The sequence below is a fragment of the Desulforamulus ruminis DSM 2154 genome (assembly GCF_000215085.1).
Taxonomy (GTDB): domain Bacteria; phylum Bacillota; class Desulfotomaculia; order Desulfotomaculales; family Desulfotomaculaceae; genus Desulfotomaculum; species Desulfotomaculum ruminis.
This window is the reverse complement of sequence record NC_015589.1, coordinates 1,240,193-1,259,391: the sequence shown is the minus strand read 5'-3', so window position 1 is coordinate 1,259,391 and position 19,199 is coordinate 1,240,193. Positions and strand designations below refer to the sequence as shown.

The following is a 19,199-nucleotide window of genomic DNA, read 5'->3' as shown; positions in this document are numbered from 1 at the left end:
CATTGCATATATAAAAGAAGTTTAGTCATCATTATTACATAATTATATAGTCCCTCATAGACTTCCCTGCTTACTCTAATTTTAAGTTAACTAATGAAATCATATACGGTAAACGATTATAGCCACCTTTTTTAATTTGATCAAGAATATCTTCATAAAAAGTTACATTATGCCCAATACTTCTTTCAATAGTGTTGATTACTGCTACCACCAAATTCTCATCCACCTTCCTTTTTTCAGCCAGGCATCTGCAAATGGTAAAGAAACGGATTAGAGTATAGAAAAAAATCATTAAGAAGTAAGCATCCATGTATTTATGTGTATAGAACTTTTTAGAAAAAATAAAGTTTACAAAATAGTTTTCGTAAATATGATTAATATCTTCAATACCTACTCTGTAATATTTATTATAAGCTTCTAATAATCTGTCTGCCTGGCTATCAGAATTATTAAGAGGATTAAATTGCTGATAGGCTAATTGGAAAAGCTCCTTCATATTAATTTCAGACATATCAATCCATATTTTACTAGCAATTATATTATTAAGAAAACCCATAATAATTACCGGTTTTGCAGGAAGACTGTTGAATTGATCTATAAAAAATTGATCTATATTTCGCAAGTATCTCTTGACACCATCCATGTCACCATCTTTTAATTTATCTATAATCATACCAGTTAATATAAGCCTAGTATCAATGTCTATATCTCGAAACTGCATAATATTAATAAGTAGTTCTTCTATTTTATAGTAATTCGTTTTCCCAACTTTACTCCGCTCAAGTAAATTACCGATTTTATTGTACTGTGTATGCAAGGAAGGAAAGCTAAAATTCTTGGGATCTTGATAAAACTCAATGGGTAATTTTTTCTTTAAAGTTTCAGCAGCAGCAGCACAAGCATATGTAAGAGATATTTCATATCCCCGTTCAGTGAGAGTAATTCCCCTAGGAAACATTTTACAAGTATCTGATAGGGCCTCTATACCGTACTTTCTTTGAATGGTACATAAACCTTCCTCGTCCAGGAAGGGACAAACATCAGCCTCTGTCAAATCAATGCCCTCTCGATTACCTTCAACCTTGTTGTTAAACTTAACAATGGCTCCTCCATCCTTTTCTTTTTTAATACTAGATAGCATAGCCGCAAAATCTTCATCTAGAGTACTAAAATAGTCGTACTTTTTTACGGTTTCCTTATCAAAGTTAATTTGCCATCGCTTACAACATTCAGTACACATGGTACATTTAAAATTTAACACATAGTCAGGAATTAAAAATTTTTTCCTAATCATAATCTTCTACCTTTCATGATCAGAATTCCTTTTATTCTCTGGTACCCTTTTGTAATTGCTATATCCACATTTACTTCGTAATCAGTTTCTTATAACATTTCCAATGTTCTTACCACTATCCCCTAGCTATGCATAACTTCTATACTAATTCACCCACAGTTTTTGTGTTAAACTTCTAAAATGGTACTCCTTTAGGTAATCAATTTTATAGTTATATTTTTCTGTTTTGATAAGATGGCAATTAATAACTTAGATTATCGAATTCAAAGCGCCTCTGTTTAAGCGTATAATCAAACATTAAAGTATGATCATTCCATGAAAACATACTATTGTACAATATTTTTAAATATTTCATACAACCAAGGAGATGCATATTCTTTTGCCATTTTTCAAAAACTTAACTTGCTTGTCTTCTAATTTACTCTATAAAATTATTTATCAAAATAGATTACCCTAACAAGCTCCATTTTACTGGTGTTCCTTTTTTTACATCTTGATTCACTTTTTTCCCGATTACTACATCATAATACTTGGGGGCTAATCCTAGACCCGGTCTTATAACTCTAAGATTCTCTTTAGTGAAAATATCTCCTTTATTCATATCATTGGATACATAGAGAGAACGCCGAAATTGTAGTGACGATTTCTCACTATTAGTCGCCCCATAATTAATTTCACCCAGCGATTGCCACGCCCTATAACTTTCAATAACTAGCGCCTTCATTTCATTCGGTTCCATCGAAAAAGCTGCATCAACGCCACCGTCTTCACGGGAAAGGGTAAAATGTTTTTCAATTATTGTTGCTCCTAGGGCGACACTGGCTACCGCCGTGCCTATACCCATAGTATGATCGGACAAGCCAACCTGGCATTGAAACAATTCTTTCATATGGGGTATAGTGAGAATATTGGTATTTTCCGGTGTAGCCGGGTAAGTGCTGGTACACTTTAAAAGAATAATATTCTGGCATCCTGCTTCCTTAGCTGTACGAACAGCCTCATCTAATTCGGCTACGGTAGCCATTCCTGTGGAAATAATCATAGGTTTACCCGTAGACGCCACTTTACGAATAAGAGGAATGTCAATATTCTCAAAGGATGCTATCTTATAGCAAGGTACATCTAGAGACTCTAAAAAATCCACCGCAGTTTCATCAAAGGGTGTACTAAACCCAATAATGCCAAGTTCTTTACAACGGTCAAAAATGGGTTTATGCCACTCCCATGGAGTATAAGCCTGTTGATAAAGCCTATATAAATGTTGGCCCTTCCATAAGCTATTTTCACCTTTGATACTAAAATCCTCTTTAATTACTTCAAGTGTCATTGTATCTGCAGTATAAGTTTGCAGTTTAAGAGCATGAGCTCCAGTCTTTTTTGCTGCATCTACAATTTCTAAAGCACGTGCTAAAGATTTGTTATGATTCCCAGACATCTCAGCTATAATAAAAGGAGGTACTTCTGGTCCTATGCATCTTCCTGCGATCGAAATGTTATCCATTAACTCATACCCTCTTTAAATCTTTCTCTTGATTTCTTTAGTTTTTTAGAATTCACATTTTTTAAACTTCCACAAAGATATTAAGCTTACTTATGCATAAAACTGGATGGATGACCTCCGCCCAATATATTTCTTCCTAAAATAAATGCTTCAGCAGCTTTCACTCCAATACTTGCACCACGCCAACGTGCCAGATATTCTACAGCTTCCATAGAACGTGCATGTGGCCAAGGTCTCATTTCACACCGATATTCTTTTAAAGCATCTATTTTAATATGTAAACTATCTGTAACATCCTCAAACCAGTTTGGTTCAAATTTCGGGGCGGTTCCTGGTAACTGCCACTCCGTACTTGAAGGCACCTCAAAAAATAAGAGAGTTTTTACAGGGTGATTAGGAGTGGGTCTGCAAGCTGTTACAACAGCTTCATGGATACGCCTATGATCAATATTAACATCGCCAATGTGGTGAGTATAAACCACAAGTGGTTTATACTTATCTATTAGATTTTCGATTTTTTTAATAATATCTAGGCGGTCCAAGGAATCCATACGATTATCTGGAAAACTAAAAAGCTCTAAGGAAGATACTCCTAGGATTTGACTTGCATTATGTGCTGCTTGATTTAATTCTGACAACTCCGTGGAAAACTTGTCCCTCGAATAGCGTTCACCCCGGCTAGTTGCCCCTTCTGCAAGTATAGCTACATGAACCGCATCACCCATCATTGAATGTTTAGCAATAGTTGCGCCACATCCTAAAACCTCATCATCCGGATGCGCAGCGATAACTAATATTTTTTTACTCATAACTTTCCTTCTTTTTTGTAATTATTACATCAGCAATTATTTTATCCTTTTTAAGAGAGGCTCTTTTAAATTCAAATCTAAAAGAGTTATTCTCTATATAGGCATTTGGATATCCTTCTGCATCTAGCATCCTTATATAATCAAAAACCTGCTCTAATTCCTTCAAATTTGCTATATTTCCTTCTTCAGGTTTCTTTCTAGAAAAATAAACAACTTCACCTACCTGTTCCTCTGGTTGAAGTTGTTTTACAATAATATCATCTATCATTTCTCCAATTACTTTAGAAGCACGCAAATAAATTTCTTCTGCGGCCCCGTATAAAAAAAGTTTTTTTTCAAATATACTGGTCCCGCATCTAGAAATTCTTCGCACCTTAACGCAGAAATTTTCGTTTCATAGATACCTCTAGCTACGAGATTTTGCAATGGGCTTCCTCCACGACCAAAAGGAACATCTGTCATATGAAAAATTACACATTCAAATTTTTCATAAATACTTTTAGGAATTACGTAGGACCAATATGGAAAGAAAATATATTTAGGATTTATTGTTATTAATTTTTCATACGTTAGATCTTCTTTTTTATCAATAAGCACAATACTATTTACCGAAAAGTTTTTTTTTAAAGTCATCATTATGTTGTCATACCAATTACGATTGCAAGCAATAACAATATTCATAATTTATCACCTACTGTAAGAAAATATTTCAACTTCCTTTTTTCGAATTCCCATCGATTTTTAGAAATATCAAAACATGTGACTTCATAATATCTGCCTTCTCTTAATATTTTGCTTTTAGACGAATTTTTTTTAACAAATCCTAATTTTTTATGATAATTTATGCTTGGAATATTAAATGATAGAACCTCTCCAGATAACAGATTCATTTTTAGATCTTCAAAAGCATAATTTATGCCAAGATAACCCATTATTAACCCTGTTCCCTTGGGCAAATTCTCTTCGCCTAAATAAAAACCCCAATTACACGTATTATTAATAAAATTTATATTAGTAAAATATACTACCCCCAAAGGGAGATTTTCTCTTTCAAAAATCATATATATATCTTTTTTCTTTTGTGTAAGACTTTTAAACCAAGCTCTATGTTCATCTAATGTAATGATGTGACTTGAGAACATATTAGAACGAATACGTTCTGAATTTCTCCAACCTAGTACCTTTTCTAGGTCCTTTTCTTTCATCGGTCTGAGCCTATAGGTACCAAAATGCGACATCTTATTCCCCCATATAGCGCATTAGGTTTTCGTTCCACATTAAATCTGATGAACTCATTAGCCAAATGCTGCTTTGGCTCATTTGTCTCAATAGAGTGGGCTTCGCAATTATATTCTTAATTTCTAAAGCTATCTTTTCTGCTGTAATATTTTTGCTCCATCCTAGGTTTATCAGAGCACCCGCCTCCGCAACTGCATTAGTAGTTGCTGCTTGATTATCTGCCACAATTAAAGCTATTGTTGGTAAACCCAAAAAACAGCGTTCCAAGGTAGTACTCCCTCCAGCACCTATTGCTAGGTCCGAATTAGCCATTAATTCAGCCATATTGTTTACTTGAGTATGAAAGATAAAGTTTGGTGCTAGTTTGCAAAATTTTCTGATCTGCTGTGAATGAGGATTTGATTGCCCTACAATAACGTCAACCTGAATATGGTTTAGATTAAGCTTGGATATAGCATTTAATACCTTCATAGTTTGGTTGGTTGGGTCAGTACCACCTAAAAATACTAGAATTTTATTTACAACCCCACTACGGTTTTTTAGCTTCCGTCTGGCTCTTACGAATTCGGGTCGTAATAATGCATATTTTGGACCTAGTAATGTTATACAATTATCAGGAATCAGCCCTTTGTATCTATTGCTCATGTTCTTATAATAGTTCTGATCCAATAACATATCACACTCATGAGGGCGGTCCGCTAGATCGTCAATTATCATGATCTTTTTAACAAATGGTCGTAGATTTATTTCATACAATTTATCCAGCGAATAGTGATCAATAACGATCCAGTCAATATCTAGTCCTTCTTTGGATAATATCTCTATTGTTTGCTGCGCATCTACTTTCCAATGTACACCTAGCCAATGGGAATGCCTTGTAATTTTAATTAAGTCCTTGGACTGTTCCTTTGCATAGGGTAAACGATAAACTTTAAACCCTTTCTCCTTAATAAAATCATTTAGGTTTCCCGGTAAGTCACGACTAATAAAACAAACATCATTTCCTTCTTCACGTAATGCTTCTGCAAGGGTAAGGCACCTCATTACATGGCCGGACCCTATTTGATAAGATGAATCAGTTCGAATTAGGATTTTCATTGTCCATACGCCTTTTGTTCGATGTGTTTATTTATTTTCTCCCACTCGGGGTGCTTTCTTAACAATTCAAGACAATCAAGCATACTAAATTCGTGGTTTAATGGATAAAGACTTGAAAGTAATTTTTTTATTAGCCTAAAATCTTCTGGTGTGTCAACTGTCCACCGGTGTTGGCTTTGATCTGTAGTCTGTTTTACGCTTCCCAGACGATATTGTTCTGGACGACGGTAAATAAATGCTGTAACATGTTCTCTTTCAGGTAACTCTTTTGCATTTACAAAAGCTTCTTCTAATGCTTTGTAGGAGAAAATTTCCGTATCCATTCCCCTAGGGTATGTTCTTTCTAATGTATTGGATACATAGTCATATTTTTCTTCATTTTGAATATAAAATTGAATCACTTTATCAATAATCATCGGGTCAATTAAAGGGCAGTCTGAAGTAACTCTAACTATGATATCTGCTTTATATGACTTAGCTGCATTATAATACCTAGATAAGACATCTCCTTCTGAGCCCCGAAAACACGGTATTCTAACACTATTACAAAAATCTACAATAGGCTGGTCTGTCTCGTTTATAGTAGTTGCAATTATAATTTCATCAGCTAGCAAAACCCTTTTGAGCCTTTCAATTTGATATTCTAATAATGGTTTCCCGAAAACCTCCTTTAATACCTTACCAGGTAGTCTAGTCGAAGTCATTCTAGCTTGTACAATAATAACTGTTTTCATTGTAATACCTCTTTTAAAACCTTAACTATATAGTCTTGTTCTAATTCAGCTAGGTTGTAGTATATTGGAAGTGTTATAGCTTCTTCGTAATACTTTTCAGATTCCGGGTAGTCACCAACTTTGAAGCCTCGCTGCTGATAATAGGGTTGAGTATGTACAGGAATATAATGTACATTGACATTAATTCCAGCTTTCCTCATCTGTTCAAAGACCTCTCGGCGGGTCTTATTTATTTTATTTAAGCATAACCTAATGACATATAGATGGTATGCAGAATAAGTATTTGGTTGTTGCCAAGGTAACTTGATTTCTAGCCCCTGTAATAAATGATTATATCTTTCAGCTAAATGATGTCGCTTTTCTATAAATTTGTCAATCTTTAACATCTGACTAGCCCCTAGAGCAGCTTGAATATCTGTCATACGAAAGTTAAAACCTAAATCGACTTGTTGATAATACCAGGGACCGTGGGATTTGCCCTTCATCAAATCGGGATTACGTGTAATACCATGGGTCCTTAAACGTATAAGCTTCTTGTATAAATCTTCCCTGTTTGTTAAAATCATGCCTCCTTCACCGGAAGTGATGATTTTAACCGGATGAAAGCTAAACACAGTCATATCTGAAAAACTGCAGGAACCTATTTTTTCCCCTTTGTACTCTGCACCGATGGCATGAGAGGCATCTTCAATAATTGTAATATTATAGAAATCTACTAGTTGTTTAATTTTCTCCATCTCACAGGACTGACCTGCAAAATGTACTGGTATAATTACTTTAGGCAATTTTTCTTTCGCTGCTTTTTTTAGCTTTTGTTCCAATGCATTGATACTTAGATTATAGGTATTTCTATCAATATCTACAAAATCAACTTCTGCCCCACAATATAACCCACAATTGGCAGATGCCACAAAAGTGTTTGGTGACGTCCAAAGTATGTCTCCTTCGCCTAGACCTGCTGCTAAACAAGATATATGTAAGGCAGCTGTTGCACTACTTACGGCTACCGCATATTTTGCACCGCAATATTCCGCGACCCTCTTTTCAAATACTTCTATGGTAGGACCCTGAGTTAGCCAATCCGATTTTAATACGTGAATTACTGCTTGAATATCATCATCATTTAGGCTGTGCTTCCCATATGGAATATTTAGCACTAGTAATTCAGCTCCCTTAATTGATCTACAGACAGGAATATCGGATTTGTACCAGAGTTGTATTCAAACCCTTGCGAAACAGCTTCTCCTATTTCACCCAATCTATTCTCCCGATAATCAACAGGCTGGTTAAATATAATACTGGGCCTGATTACATAGTGATCATTAAATTCTAAAGTCAAGTGGGAATCATCAGCAGGACACATTATCTCATGTAATTTCTCACCTGGGCGTATACCAATAACTCTAATTTTAATCCCTGGCGCTAGTGATTCCACCAAATCAGTTATTCTCATAGATGGAATTTTAGGAACAAAAATCTCTCCCCCGTGCATACGGGAAAAGTTTTTCAAAACAAAATCTACGCCTTGCTGAAGTGTAATCCAGAAACGAGTCATCCGTAGGTCAGTAACTGGAAGTTCTTTTGCTCCATCTGCAATTAATTTTTTAAAGAACGGCACTACAGATCCCCTAGAGCCCATAACATTTCCATATCTCACAACTGAAAAACGTGTTTGCCGCTCACCAGTCATGTTATTTGCTGCCACAAATAGCTTGTCCGAAGCTAATTTTGTAGCACCATATAAATTTATAGGATTGGCTGCTTTATCTGTTGAAAGGGCGATCACTTTTTCAACTTCATTCTCAATAGAGGCGGTGATTACATTCTGTGCCCCATAAATATTGGTTTTGATACACTCCATAGGGTTATATTCTGCGGCAGGCACCTGTTTCAGTGCCGCAGCATGGATCACATAGTCCACCCCACGCATAGCCTGCCGTAGTCGTTCTACATCTCTGACATCACCAATAAAGTAGCGCATTTCATATCCGTTAAATTCCTGCTGCATTTCAAATTGTTTTAGTTCATCCCGAGAAAAGATGATTATTTTCTTAGGGTTATATCGGCTAACCAGTGTTCGAGTATATTGTTTGCCAAAGGAGCCTGTACCACCGGTAATTAAAATCGTTTTATTGTTAAACATGAAAAATCCCCTTTTTGATGGAAAATCGTCTGTACTGATTTATATAATGCTAAATAAAACTTAGAATCTATTTGTTCATAATTAAATATTCCTAGATTTTAACGGTAGCTTTCTAGCAACAGTTCCTCTGTTATCTCTCATTGTGTTATAATCTCTACTGTTCCGTTAATTTAACTTTTTTCAGCCATTCCTCTAGAGTTGGTGTTATTTCGTACTCAAAGAGATCGGCTGTCAGAACGTAATCCCTAACCTCCAGGGCCCGCTCCAGTTCTTCAAAATGCTTTGTTAGACTAGCTATAGTAATACTAAGGTTACAACCATTTTGTTGAATACCTTGCACCGCCTCCACAAGCCACTGCAAACCGTCGATGACATTCGGCAATATACTCATAGCTCCCGCTTCATTGCCACTCTGAATGTCGTAGACAATTCCTGAAGTCGCTTGGATGAGCCGGGGCAGATATTCTTGGCATGTTAATCTAGTTTCTTTGATTAGTTCCTCTGTCATTTTATATTTCTATCCTCTCATTTCATTGAGTTTATTTCTTTTAAAGCTTGAAACTTATCCAACAATTCCTCCATGCATTTTTCAGTGAACAAAGAGGCCTCATAAATATCCTGATATAACGCTTTGGATTTTGTCAATATTCTCTGGCACCGTTCTGACCTGCTCTCCCTAGCTTGTTCTGGAAAGCGGCGCTCGGCTCGGAAGGCAACCGGACCTAGAATATAATGCATTAAATCTTTTTTTAGTAAGGATTGTAATTTCTTATCAATTTTATCTAAATAAATTAAAACATCTGCATCTATGGTTTCCTGTCCTGGCTTTATCCCGCCAATTTTTTTATTTGCCTTTTGGCACAGTTCTATAATTTTTAGCAGTTTCTTTCTTTCTCCATTAATTATTTTATCATAATGACACCAATCAATGTTTTCGGATTCCTCTTCATTTAAAAACAAATTGCTGATCTCCTGAGAATAATCCAATGTACAATAGGTATCAATAAACTCTTTAAAGGCCATATTTTGCGCTCCCTCAATTAGAGCTCCTCCTTCTGTGGCATTAATGATGGAACGCTGATCACCGGTCTGCCTCCTAACCAAGATATATTCTTCAAAAGCTCTTTTCATAGCCTGCAGAGGCGTATCTGTCAATACAGTATCACCAAAATAGCCTTTAACTTCAAAATATCTTTCATTATTTCTTATCTCAGTGCCACTTAAATTTTTAATGTTTTTATGGTTATCAGCATGGCTTTTATTCTCCGTATAAGCAAAATCCTGCCCTATAAAGCAAATAGCTCCTGACGTTATTTTGCAAGCAATATCTATACAAAAATTTGCTACGGATGCTCCGCCTAGCAGATAACCTATTTCTTTCCTTAAAAAATGCCTTGTCCATTTAGCCAATCCAGACTCAGTGGGAATAGAGCTAAAGACAACCTGTGGACCATTATGTTCCGCAACGATTCTTCTATGAACTACAAGGTCATAAATGAGTGGGATTGTATTTAAATCTAATTCTCTAAAGATATGATAATTGGTCTCACCACCGTCGATTGAAACCACTGCATGTGGCCTAACACCCGCAGCTAAGAGTGGTGTAATAGCTGATCCAGCGCATAAAATAAAGGCCTTGTTTTGCACAGTATGTAATAAAGAGATTTGTTTTGTTAAAGACGGGCCTGCAGAAACAATAATTATTGGGCAAGATAATTTATTCAGCAAGTCCAAAAATGGCTTAGACTTTATTGCCCGAAATAAATTTTCCATAAAATTTTGTTGCCAATCAGAGGCAAAAAAATGAACGGTATTAATATTAAGTAAGGAGTCTCTAGTCGTTTCAGTAAGAATATTTTTTATTTTTAAAACTAAATCAGGATATAATTGCGAGTAGTTGGGTAGTTCAATAATAACTATTTCTTTAAAATAATTATTAATATATAACTCAAGATATTTATTTAACTCAGGCAGTTTTTCTCCTACGACAAACCCAACTTGATTGCTCTTTATTAAAGGTTCAAAGTCTATAGTAGTTAATGCATATTGAAACACTTCCAAATTAGGTTCTATAATTAACAAATAGTCTTTTTTATCCGTAAATTTATTAAAAAGTTTTCTGGCTAAATATCCCAATCCAAATCCAATCAAAATATGAAAGTGACCGCTTTTAAAATGGTTATTAGCCAACCGCTCTGCCTCTTTCTCCGGATCATAAGGACTATGAAGAAAGTAATCACCAACTTTTACAGAAGGCTGATTGTTCCTAGCAGTAACCGGAGTTAAAGCATGAACTTCGCCGTAGGGTTCGCATAAAGATAGATTTGCATATTTCTCATACCAACTTGAGTTTTTTCTCATATTCTTACCGCCCTAAGATTAATTTTAAAAAGGCAACCCGGAGGTTGCCTTTTTAAATAATTTTTATTATCTGAGAAGTTGCAGTACACCCTGAGGCACCTGATTAGCCTGAGCTAGCATAGCCTGAGCAGCTTGATTTAAGATATTGTTCTTGGTGAATTCCATCATTTCTTTAGCCATATCTACATCACGAATTCGGGATTCGGAAGCTTGTAGATTTTCGGCCGCAACATCTAAATTTTTAATAGTGTGCTCTAATCTGTTTTGAACAGCTCCGAGGTTAGATCTCTCTTTAGACAATTCCTTAATAGCAGTATTAACTGTCGTAATTGCATCTTCTGCAGTACCTTGGCTAGTAATTTTTGCAGCAGTTACTTTTAATCCGCTGGCCCCAGCCCCTATATTTTTAATCGTTATGCTGATAATTTGATCTTCATTAGCACCTACATGGAATTTAACATTTTTAGCAGAACCATTTAACAGATTTTTTTCGTTGAATTGCGTAGTAGTAGCGATTCTATCTAATTCATTTTGTAATTGTTGGAATTCTTGTTGAAGCGCTTCACGATCTACATCAACGTTGGTATCGTTAGCCGACTGAACAGCCAACTCCCTCATGCGTTGCAGAATAGAATGAGATTCATTCATTGCACCTTCTGCGGTCTGGATTAAAGAAATACCATCCTGAGCGTTTCTGGAAGCCTGCTGCAGGCCACGGATTTGGCCACGCATTTTTTCGGAGATGGACAGACCGGCAGCGTCGTCACCGGCGCGGTTAATACGCAAACCGGAAGACAATTTTTCAATGGACTTAGATGTGGCACCGCTGTTAATGGTCAGGGAGCGATGGGCGTTCATGGCCATCATATTGTGGTTAATAATCATGGGTTATTTTCCTCCTTGATTTCTATATTGGCATCCATGCCTTTGGTGGTTAATTTATCCAGCCACCCTGGATATATTTATGGATAATCAACATTTCATGTCGGCCGCCATGAAAATCGCGATTATCATTCTACATTTTTATTTTCGGATAAAGTATACTATTCTTTAGCAAAATTACTTTAATTTTTATATTTTCCGAAGTTAAAACTAGGCATAGCTATCCAGGTTCGTCCCTCTATTCCCTTCCAAGCGTTTGGCTAATTGAGCCAGTTCCTCTAAAGTTAATTCCTTTTCTTCCCCGGTTCCCTTATCCTTTACGGTTATTTTCAGCCGGGGCGGCGGTTCTTTTAAAGTAATTTGAATGGGATAGTTCAAAGCATTGGCCATTTGATTCAGATGTTCCACTGCCCGGTTTAATTCCTCTTTTAACATATTGAGATCCCGGCCTTGAGCCTGCAGCAGGGTTTCCTGCACCCCGGCTTTGGGCTTTTGGGATAAATCTATGTTTTTAAGGACATCGTGCAAAACATAGGGCTGCAGTCCACCTGCACCAATTTTCATGGCCATGCACTTCCTATTTTAAAAAACTTGATTGGCTTACTTATTTATCGCAGGTAGTCAAGCAGAGACGTTTTTAGCATATTTGTCCCCACCGCCAAGGAGGCTTGATAGGTTAGCATCTGCTGGGCTACCAGAATGGAAAGTTTGGACATATCTGCGTCCTCAAGGGTGGACATGGTGCCTTCCAGGCTGATGTTTTGGTTTAACAGCTGTTTTTTCATGTCTTCAAACTGATTATACCTTGAGCCTACAGCTACACGGTGTTGAAGAACTCTATCCATTACTTCTTGTAAATCGCCTATACTAACTTCGATCTTTTGCTGTTGGTCCGGGTCACTGTCATCATTCAAAGCATTTTTCAGTTCAAATAGTTCTTTAAATAGGCCGGAAAAGTCGCCGTCTGCCCCTCCCTCTTTATAAAGCACCTGACCCGTTACGCCAGAAATGGTTTGCATCGCATCATCTCTGGCCCAGCCAAAGGCCCCCTCCGGCACGGGGTTACCCAATCCATCTACACCAAAACCCGCAGATGTAGCGTTTATAGGATAGGAAGTATGGGCCGCTACTTCACGTTCCACCTTTTCGGTATCGCCCATAAAAATGATGCATTCTTTTCCGTCAGCGTCAGTGATTCTCTTGAAAGGAGGATTGCTGTTTTCTTTGCCGGCAAAAACGTATTTTGAGCCGACCGCCGCGTTCCCAAAATCCACCATCTGGTCGATTAATTTATCAATTTGCACAGCAACCGCCTTTCGCTGATCCGAGCTATAGGTGTCGTTTGCAGCCTGCTCCGCATATTCATAAGCCTTCTTTAGCACATCGCCCATGGAGCCCATGGTTGAATCGCTTACATCCAAGTAGGCCAAACCGTCATCTAGATTGCGACTATATTGTTCATTGTATGCTAAATTCCCCTTAATGGCCAGTAGAGGGCTCAGAATGTTAGGGTCATCACTGGGGCGGTTCACTCGTTTGGTGGTGGCAATCTGCTCCTGGCTTATGGCTAAGTTGCTCAAATTAGTCTGCACGTATCTTATCATTGAGTTTGTAACATACTGACTGGTAATTCGCATGATTTACACTCCCATCCGATTGATAACCATATCAATTAATTGGTCAACCACCGTGATCATACGGGACGAGGCCTGCCAACCGTACTGGAACTGCATCATCTTGGTCAGTTCTTCATCGATGGAAACCCCGGAGACGGAATCCCTCAGACTGGTAATCTGCTGCTTTATGGCAGCCTGGTTGGCGGCCATGGAGTTAGCGTTGGCGGCGGCATTGCCGACATCGGTAACAATGTAACTATAATATTCGCTAAAAGTACTTTCTCCCAAAACGTCCTTATCTCTTAACTTGCTTACCTTGTCCGCAACAGCCCCATCCAGTTTATTAGGGTCATTCAGCAAATCGGGATTTACGACGAAATCACCATCCGCCAAGCTTCCGCTAAAGAAGATTTTTTCAAAATCATCCCCAGAAGAATCTAAAATCGTGTTTACTTCATCTTTTAAAGCTATTGCCAATTCATTCAATTTATCCTGTTCAGCAATTAATTCCTGTCTGGCGTTGACTAACCCCACCAACGAGCCGCTGAATTCTTGGTCAGCCAACTTCGTGCTTAAATTGACGATTTCCCCACCACTTTTCGCAGAGCCTATTACAAGATTGCCAGCATCTAGACCAAGTTTCATATCGTTGAAACACAAATCAGCATTAGAATCTAAAACTTTCGTACCAAAAAACGTTACCTCTAATTCACCATTAGGTTTCCCGTTCGTATTTCCGTCTGTCACATGAACCGGTCCGTAATGGCTTAGCTCTTCCAGCAGCAGATCCCGCCGATCCAGCAGATCGTTGGGCTGTTGTCCAACGTCATATACCTTTTTAATGGCATTCGTAAGGTCATTAATCTGAGTAAGAATGTCATTTACCTGATTGACTTGGTCCTGCATCATGCCGCCCTGGACTTCCCCGGAGGAATCCACCTCCAAGACACTCTTTTCTATGGAATTCAGCTGTTTGTACACGGTGCCCAGCAGAGTGGCCAGGTTGCTGCCAATCTCTACCACAGTGGATTTTACACCCAGGTCCCCGGAATTGTTCTGCAGATCCATCCAGCTCTTAAAAAAATCCACGATTTTTTGGCTGATCCCTTTTGCCGCCGGTTCGGCGAAGCAGGCTTCGGCCCGCTGCATAACGGAGACCTGATCCGCCCAGTAGCTGTTGTCGCTGGTGGAGCGGCGGACATTGTTATCCATGTATTCGTCCTTCACCCGGCGGATATAGTCCACCATGGAGCCGGTGCCGAACTGTCCCGGAGTGCATGAGCTGTTCATGCTGGGAACCGTATAAGGGTCGGTGGCCCGGATGATCGCTTCCTGTCTGGTATATCCGATTGTACTGGCGTTAGCCAGGTTTTGTCCGGTAATATCTAGCGCGTACCGGTGTGTGTTCAAGCCTCGACGGGCTGTTTCCAGCCCTAGCCAAGTTCCTCCCGCCATACGATAACCACCTTATCTAAATTGATTTGTTCATGGTTGAAATTGTAGCCTTCTGTTCTCTAACACAACCGGTTCCCTGGTAGGTGGTACCGGTTTTAGGCTGTATGATGTTTCTTAACTGCTCAGCATATAAAAGGCCATGTTTTGCCATTACACTGTTTAATTTATTGATTTCGAACAGTTCGTTAAGCTTTGCCTTTAACTCTTCCGCCACTTGTCTTAGCTCAGTCTTTGCCTGGGAACCATCCATTAATTCAAGTAGCCGGTTAAGAGTTATTGGCTCTTCCACCTTCATTTTTTCGGCAATCTGCTTTTCTATTTCTTCCCGTTCGGCGTCCTGCCTTTTAAGTTGGTTTATCAAGGATTCATTTTTCTTAACCACCGACAGAATAAATGCCGGATCGTTTTGAGCCATAGCCGCAGTATGTTCCCTTGCCGCTGCAATCAAGCCGGCCAAGGTTTCGTCCTGCCGGCGTAATGTTTCTAATAAATCCATCACTAAAGACTCCATCTGCACCATCCTTTTAAATCTGTTTATCCAGGAGCCTCTCTTGCATGATGCCGTCGGCAATTTTCTTGGCATCGGGTTGATAAGTACCTGTGCGCAGGCCTGTTTTAATGCTGTTCACCAGTTCTTCCCGGATTTCCGGCAGATCCCTCAGGGCACATTCAATTTCCTGCATATATTTTGCCGATTGGGAAAGCTGCAGGGAATCTCCTTCGGACACTCCCTGACTCCCTTTGGGCAAAGCGCCGGTTTTATCCGCTTTATTCTGGCTGTAGGCCTTAAATGCTTCGTTAACCGCTTTAATTCCCGGAATTTTCATGGAAACCACCTTCATTTTCAACGCTGTTATTTCATATATCGGTCAAAATCAAGTTTAACTTAATCTTTTCTTAGAAAATTGACTGGATTTCCTGGGCCATCTGGGTCAGGGGCACAATTTTTTGAGCCGCCCCCAGATCCACGGCTGCCTTAGGCATGCCATAAACTACGCAGGTGCTTTCGTGTTCCGCCATGGTGGGCCCGCCCTGTTGTTTAATGGCCAGCATGCCCTGGGCGCCGTCCCGTCCCATGCCTGTCAGCAGTACGCCCATGGCCCGGCAGCCGTAAACCTCGGCGGCGGACTTCATCACCCAATCCACCGAAGGACGGAAACCGCCCGGGGCCAAAGGCGCCCCTTGATTGCTGAGGGTAATGGCCGTACCGCTCCCCTTTGCTTTGAAACTTAAATCATACCCTGCAGGAGAGACCAGCACCAGGCCGGGTTTCACTTCATCCCCTTCTTCGGCATGACGCACGGTAATGCCGCTCTTTTTATCCAAATGTTCCGCCATGGATTTAGAAAAACCCACCGGGATGTGCTGAACAACCACCACACCGGCAGGCAAATTGGCAGGCAAAAAAGGGATAATTTGCTGAAGCGCCGCCGGACCGCCGGTGGAACAGCCGATCACCACCAAATCGATTTTAGCGCAGTTGCGTTGTTTCCTGATCGGAAGCGCCGGGACTTTGGGAGGAGCCGGCGGAGCGGTTTCCCGGGAAATTGTGGACCTGGGCGGCAGTACAGGACGGGCTACCCGGCGCATGGATACCCTGGCAGCCACTTTGAGTTTGGTTTTCAGATCCGCTACCATCACCGGCAGTTCAGTGGATTTGCTCGGTTTGGGCACAAAGTCCACCGCTCCGGCGGACAGGGCTTCCATGGTGGCCCGGGCCCCCTCATGGGTGTGGGCGCTCAACATCACAATGGGCACCGGACACTCCCGCATAACCCGGCGCAGGGTAGCAATTCCGTCCAATTTAGGCATTTCTACATCCATGGAGACTACGTCGGGCTTCAAGGCCTTAATCTGCTGCAGGGCTTCCAGACCGTCCGCAGCGGTGCCAATGACCTTGATCTCTTTATCTTCCTCCAAAAGGCGGCTGATCAGCCGCCTCATAAGGGAAGAATCGTCAACCACCAGGACTTTAACTTGCATAAGCTGCTTCCTCAGTTCCCAGGTTTTTTACCAGGCCCCTTACATCCACAATCAGAGCTACTTTGCCATCGCCCAGGATGCAGGCGCCGGACAGACCGGCCAGTTGGCCCAGGTAATCACCCAGGGATTTAATGACAATCTCCTGCTCGCCCAGCAGTTTATCCACCACTACCGCCACCTGCTTATCTCCGGAACCTAGGATTACCACAAACATTTTGGCGTCCTCGGCGCAATCGGAGCAATTAAACAGGCGGCCCAGCCGGGCCAGCGGAAGAATTTTATCCCGCACTACAATGACTTCATTATTGCCTACACGGCGAATTTCCTCCTGGGAAATCCGCAGGGTTTCGGATACGTTGGTTAGAGGGAAGGCGTACACTTGCTTGCCCAGGGTCACCATCAAGGCCCGGATAATGGCCAGGGTTAAAGGCAGGCGGATGGTGAAGCGGGTTCCCTCACCCAGTTTGGTGTCCAGTTCAACGGTACCGTTAATTTGTTCAATGGCGGTTCTCACCACGTCCATGCCCACGCCGCGGCCGGAAAGATCGCTGACGGCATCATTTTTGGTGGAAAAGCCCGCTTTAAAAATCAGTTGGAGAATATCCCGGTCGCTCAGCCGCTCCACTGTCTCCCGGTCGATGAAATCCATTTCCACCGCCTTTTTCCTGATATGGTCAACGTCGATTCCCTTGCCGTCATCCTTCACGGTAATCACAATGTGGCTTTCCGCATAGGAAGCCTTCAGCAGCAGTGTTCCAGTGGACGGTTTCCCCGCAGCGAGACGTTCCTGAGGCATTTCAATGCCATGGTCAATGGCGTTGCGAATCAGGTGAATCAGGGGATCGCCAATCACTTCAATGACGTTCCGGTCCAGCTCGGTTTCCTTGCCTTCCACCACAAAATCAATTTCCTTGTTTAATTTCTGGGCCGTATCCCGAACCATCCGGGGGAAGCGGTTGAATAACTGGGCTACCGGCAGCATGCGCGCCTTCATAATTTGCTCCTGCAGATCCCCGGTCACCTGACCCAGGTGGTTAGAGATTTCACTAATGGATTCCACCAGATCGTCGGAGCCGAATTTGGATTCAAAGATCTCGGCAAAACGGTTCAGACGGGTGCGGTCAATCACCAGTTCCCCCACCAGGTTCATCAAATTATCCAGCTTATTGACATCCACCCGGACTGTCTTTACCGCTTTTTTATCGGACTCGTGATTTCCGTTGCCATTGGTGGTTTCCTTGACTTGGGACGCCCCATTCTGCTGCTGCACAGTCTTTAATTTCGGCGCCTCCACAAAGGTCTCCTGAGTCTGCAGTACTAGGGGCTGAATCTCCGCATCGGACACTTCGGAAATGGTGATTAGTAGGTTTTTAACCCGGTCCGCATCCTCTTTGGTAATTAATATCACCTGGAATCCGGCGCCGTATTTCCCTTCCTGGAGGTCTTCCGCCACCGGGTCGCTTTTAATAATTTCCCCAATCTGCTGGAGGGTTTCAAAAATCAGGAAAGCCCGGACATTTTTCATCTGGCAGTCCCGGTCCACGTCCACCGCTACTCGGTAGGACTGAAAGCCCCTCAGTTCCGCTTCCCGGATAACCGTTTCTTCCACTTCGCTGATCTCCATCCAGCTCCGTTCGGAAATCGCCACGCTGGGAACAGCCTCCGCTTCCTGCTGTTCAACAGCCACCGCCGTCTCTTGGATCGTACCCTCAACAAACTCTCTTATTTTAGCAACCACAGAGGAGGTGTCCATGGCCGGTCCATCGCCGGTAACTTCATCTTTAAGGGCCTTTAAAGCATCCAAAGCCTCAAACAACACGTTAACCATGGCGGAGGTAACGTGAATCTCGCCATGGCGGATTTTATCAAACAGGTTTTCCATTTCATGGGTCAGGGAAGCCATGTTTTGATAGCCCATAATCCCCGAAGATCCTTTAATGGTATGGGCTGCCCGAAAGATTTCCTGGATAATCTCCTGATTTCCGTCATCCTTCTCCAATACCAGCAGGCCATCGTTAATCACCTGAATTTTTTCTTCCAGTTCATCAATAAACACGCCAATTTCTATATCTGAAAACATTTAA

General features: G+C 40.8%; 20 protein-coding genes. All 20 read right to left on the bottom strand.

Annotation, left to right across the window (positions count from 1 at the left end):
* Positions 1 to 70 precede the first annotated feature (70 nt).
* Positions 71 to 1,294 carry a flagellin lysine-N-methylase gene (gene fliB / locus DESRU_RS06270; RefSeq protein ID WP_013841270.1) on the bottom strand — a complete coding sequence of 408 codons (1,224 nt, stop codon included), beginning with the start codon at positions 1,292 to 1,294 and terminating at the stop codon, positions 71 to 73.
* A 448-nt stretch (positions 1,295 to 1,742) separates the two neighbouring features.
* Complete coding sequence (pseI, locus tag DESRU_RS06265; RefSeq protein WP_013841269.1) at positions 1,743 to 2,795, bottom strand: pseudaminic acid synthase; 1,053 nt, start codon at positions 2,793 to 2,795, stop codon at positions 1,743 to 1,745.
* 86 nt (positions 2,796 to 2,881) lie between these two features.
* Positions 2,882 to 3,604 (bottom strand): PIG-L deacetylase family protein, encoded by a 723-nt coding sequence (locus tag DESRU_RS06260; protein ID WP_013841268.1) that lies wholly within the window; start codon positions 3,602 to 3,604, stop codon positions 2,882 to 2,884.
* Positions 3,597 to 3,872, bottom strand: coding sequence for a formyl transferase (locus DESRU_RS21255; RefSeq protein WP_238446378.1), 276 nt, complete (start codon positions 3,870 to 3,872; stop codon positions 3,597 to 3,599). Before DESRU_RS21255 ends, DESRU_RS06260 begins: the two co-directional genes overlap by 8 nt.
* An 8-nt stretch (positions 3,873 to 3,880) precedes the next feature.
* Positions 3,881 to 4,285, bottom strand: coding sequence for a formyl transferase (locus DESRU_RS21250; RefSeq protein ID WP_238446377.1), 405 nt, complete (start codon positions 4,283 to 4,285; stop codon positions 3,881 to 3,883).
* On the bottom strand, positions 4,282 to 4,842 hold the full coding sequence (gene pseH / locus DESRU_RS06250) for a UDP-4-amino-4,6-dideoxy-N-acetyl-beta-L-altrosamine N-acetyltransferase (protein WP_013841267.1): 561 nt from the start codon (positions 4,840 to 4,842) through the stop codon (positions 4,282 to 4,284). Before pseH ends, DESRU_RS21250 begins: the two co-directional genes overlap by 4 nt.
* 1 nt (position 4,843) lies before the next feature.
* Positions 4,844 to 5,941 carry a UDP-2,4-diacetamido-2,4,6-trideoxy-beta-L-altropyranose hydrolase gene (gene pseG, locus DESRU_RS06245; RefSeq protein ID WP_013841266.1) on the bottom strand — a complete coding sequence of 366 codons (1,098 nt, stop codon included), beginning with the start codon at positions 5,939 to 5,941 and terminating at the stop codon, positions 4,844 to 4,846.
* Positions 5,938 to 6,675 (bottom strand): cytidylyltransferase domain-containing protein, encoded by a 738-nt coding sequence (locus DESRU_RS06240; protein WP_013841265.1) that lies wholly within the window; start codon positions 6,673 to 6,675, stop codon positions 5,938 to 5,940. The genes pseG and DESRU_RS06240 overlap by 4 nt, the downstream gene beginning before the upstream one ends.
* Positions 6,672 to 7,832 (bottom strand): UDP-4-amino-4,6-dideoxy-N-acetyl-beta-L-altrosamine transaminase, encoded by a 1,161-nt coding sequence (pseC, locus tag DESRU_RS06235; RefSeq protein WP_013841264.1) that lies wholly within the window; start codon positions 7,830 to 7,832, stop codon positions 6,672 to 6,674. The genes DESRU_RS06240 and pseC overlap by 4 nt, the downstream gene beginning before the upstream one ends.
* Positions 7,832 to 8,818 carry a UDP-N-acetylglucosamine 4,6-dehydratase (inverting) gene (pseB, locus tag DESRU_RS06230; RefSeq protein WP_013841263.1) on the bottom strand — a complete coding sequence of 329 codons (987 nt, stop codon included), beginning with the start codon at positions 8,816 to 8,818 and terminating at the stop codon, positions 7,832 to 7,834. The genes pseC and pseB overlap by 1 nt, the downstream gene beginning before the upstream one ends.
* Before the next feature lie 154 nt (positions 8,819 to 8,972).
* Positions 8,973 to 9,326 (bottom strand): DUF8042 domain-containing protein, encoded by a 354-nt coding sequence (locus tag DESRU_RS06225; RefSeq protein WP_013841262.1) that lies wholly within the window; start codon positions 9,324 to 9,326, stop codon positions 8,973 to 8,975.
* A 17-nt stretch (positions 9,327 to 9,343) separates the two neighbouring features.
* Positions 9,344 to 11,179 (bottom strand): motility associated factor glycosyltransferase family protein, encoded by a 1,836-nt coding sequence (locus DESRU_RS06220; protein ID WP_013841261.1) that lies wholly within the window; start codon positions 11,177 to 11,179, stop codon positions 9,344 to 9,346.
* Positions 11,180 to 11,245: 66 nt separating this feature from the next.
* Entirely contained in the window at positions 11,246 to 12,064 is an 819-nt protein-coding gene (locus tag DESRU_RS06215; RefSeq protein WP_013841260.1) for a flagellin N-terminal helical domain-containing protein, read from the bottom strand.
* A gap of 207 nt (positions 12,065 to 12,271) precedes the next feature.
* Positions 12,272 to 12,625 carry a flagellar protein FlaG gene (locus DESRU_RS06210; RefSeq protein ID WP_041275325.1) on the bottom strand — a complete coding sequence of 118 codons (354 nt, stop codon included), beginning with the start codon at positions 12,623 to 12,625 and terminating at the stop codon, positions 12,272 to 12,274.
* Positions 12,626 to 12,669: 44 nt separating this feature from the next.
* Positions 12,670 to 13,698 carry a flagellar hook-associated protein FlgL gene (gene flgL, locus DESRU_RS06205; RefSeq protein ID WP_013841258.1) on the bottom strand — a complete coding sequence of 343 codons (1,029 nt, stop codon included), beginning with the start codon at positions 13,696 to 13,698 and terminating at the stop codon, positions 12,670 to 12,672.
* Between the two features lie 3 nt (positions 13,699 to 13,701).
* The gene (gene flgK, locus DESRU_RS06200) at positions 13,702 to 15,132 is read right to left on the bottom strand and encodes a flagellar hook-associated protein FlgK (protein ID WP_013841257.1); all 1,431 of its coding nucleotides are present in this window, start codon (positions 15,130 to 15,132) and stop codon (positions 13,702 to 13,704) included.
* A gap of 16 nt (positions 15,133 to 15,148) precedes the next feature.
* On the bottom strand, positions 15,149 to 15,643 hold the full coding sequence (locus tag DESRU_RS06195) for a flagellar protein FlgN (RefSeq protein ID WP_041275324.1): 495 nt from the start codon (positions 15,641 to 15,643) through the stop codon (positions 15,149 to 15,151).
* 13 nt (positions 15,644 to 15,656) lie between these two features.
* A complete protein-coding gene (flgM, locus tag DESRU_RS06190; protein WP_013841255.1) occupies positions 15,657 to 15,959 on the bottom strand; it encodes a flagellar biosynthesis anti-sigma factor FlgM in 303 nt (100 codons plus the stop codon).
* 70 nt (positions 15,960 to 16,029) lie between these two features.
* On the bottom strand, positions 16,030 to 17,115 hold the full coding sequence (locus tag DESRU_RS06185; RefSeq protein ID WP_013841254.1) for a protein-glutamate methylesterase/protein-glutamine glutaminase: 1,086 nt from the start codon (positions 17,113 to 17,115) through the stop codon (positions 16,030 to 16,032).
* Positions 17,105 to 19,195: a chemotaxis protein CheA gene (locus tag DESRU_RS06180; RefSeq protein WP_013841253.1), complete on the bottom strand. Its 2,091-nt coding sequence runs from the start codon at positions 19,193 to 19,195 to the stop codon at positions 17,105 to 17,107. Before DESRU_RS06180 ends, DESRU_RS06185 begins: the two co-directional genes overlap by 11 nt.
* Positions 19,196 to 19,199: the final 4 nt, after the last annotated feature.

Excerpts from the sequence above, each read along its gene's own strand:
- pseG (WP_013841266.1), bottom strand. The coding sequence starts at position 5,941 with ATGAAAATCCTAATTCGAACTGATTCATCTTATCAAATAGGGTCCGGC.
- flgK (WP_013841257.1), bottom strand. The coding sequence starts at position 15,132 with ATGGCGGGAGGAACTTGGCTAGGGCTGGAAACAGCCCGTCGAGGCTTG.
- DESRU_RS21255 (WP_238446378.1), bottom strand. The coding sequence starts at position 3,872 with ATGATAGATGATATTATTGTAAAACAACTTCAACCAGAGGAACAGGTA.
- fliB (WP_013841270.1), bottom strand. The coding sequence starts at position 1,294 with ATGATTAGGAAAAAATTTTTAATTCCTGACTATGTGTTAAATTTTAAA.
- DESRU_RS06185 (WP_013841254.1), bottom strand. The coding sequence starts at position 17,115 with ATGCAAGTTAAAGTCCTGGTGGTTGACGATTCTTCCCTTATGAGGCGG.
- DESRU_RS06225 (WP_013841262.1), bottom strand. The coding sequence starts at position 9,326 with ATGACAGAGGAACTAATCAAAGAAACTAGATTAACATGCCAAGAATAT.
- pseI (WP_013841269.1), bottom strand. The coding sequence starts at position 2,795 with ATGGATAACATTTCGATCGCAGGAAGATGCATAGGACCAGAAGTACCT.
- DESRU_RS06215 (WP_013841260.1), bottom strand. The coding sequence starts at position 12,064 with ATGATTATTAACCACAATATGATGGCCATGAACGCCCATCGCTCCCTG.
- DESRU_RS06180 (WP_013841253.1), bottom strand. The coding sequence starts at position 19,195 with ATGTTTTCAGATATAGAAATTGGCGTGTTTATTGATGAACTGGAAGAA.
- DESRU_RS06210 (WP_041275325.1), bottom strand. The coding sequence starts at position 12,625 with ATGAAAATTGGTGCAGGTGGACTGCAGCCCTATGTTTTGCACGATGTC.
- pseB (WP_013841263.1), bottom strand. The coding sequence starts at position 8,818 with ATGTTTAACAATAAAACGATTTTAATTACCGGTGGTACAGGCTCCTTT.
- flgL (WP_013841258.1), bottom strand. The coding sequence starts at position 13,698 with ATGCGAATTACCAGTCAGTATGTTACAAACTCAATGATAAGATACGTG.
- pseH (WP_013841267.1), bottom strand. The coding sequence starts at position 4,842 with ATGTCGCATTTTGGTACCTATAGGCTCAGACCGATGAAAGAAAAGGAC.
- DESRU_RS06220 (WP_013841261.1), bottom strand. The coding sequence starts at position 11,179 with ATGAGAAAAAACTCAAGTTGGTATGAGAAATATGCAAATCTATCTTTA.
- DESRU_RS21250 (WP_238446377.1), bottom strand. The coding sequence starts at position 4,285 with ATGAATATTGTTATTGCTTGCAATCGTAATTGGTATGACAACATAATG.
- DESRU_RS06195 (WP_041275324.1), bottom strand. The coding sequence starts at position 15,643 with ATGGAGTCTTTAGTGATGGATTTATTAGAAACATTACGCCGGCAGGAC.
- DESRU_RS06240 (WP_013841265.1), bottom strand. The coding sequence starts at position 6,675 with ATGAAAACAGTTATTATTGTACAAGCTAGAATGACTTCGACTAGACTA.
- flgM (WP_013841255.1), bottom strand. The coding sequence starts at position 15,959 with ATGAAAATTCCGGGAATTAAAGCGGTTAACGAAGCATTTAAGGCCTAC.
- DESRU_RS06260 (WP_013841268.1), bottom strand. The coding sequence starts at position 3,604 with ATGAGTAAAAAAATATTAGTTATCGCTGCGCATCCGGATGATGAGGTT.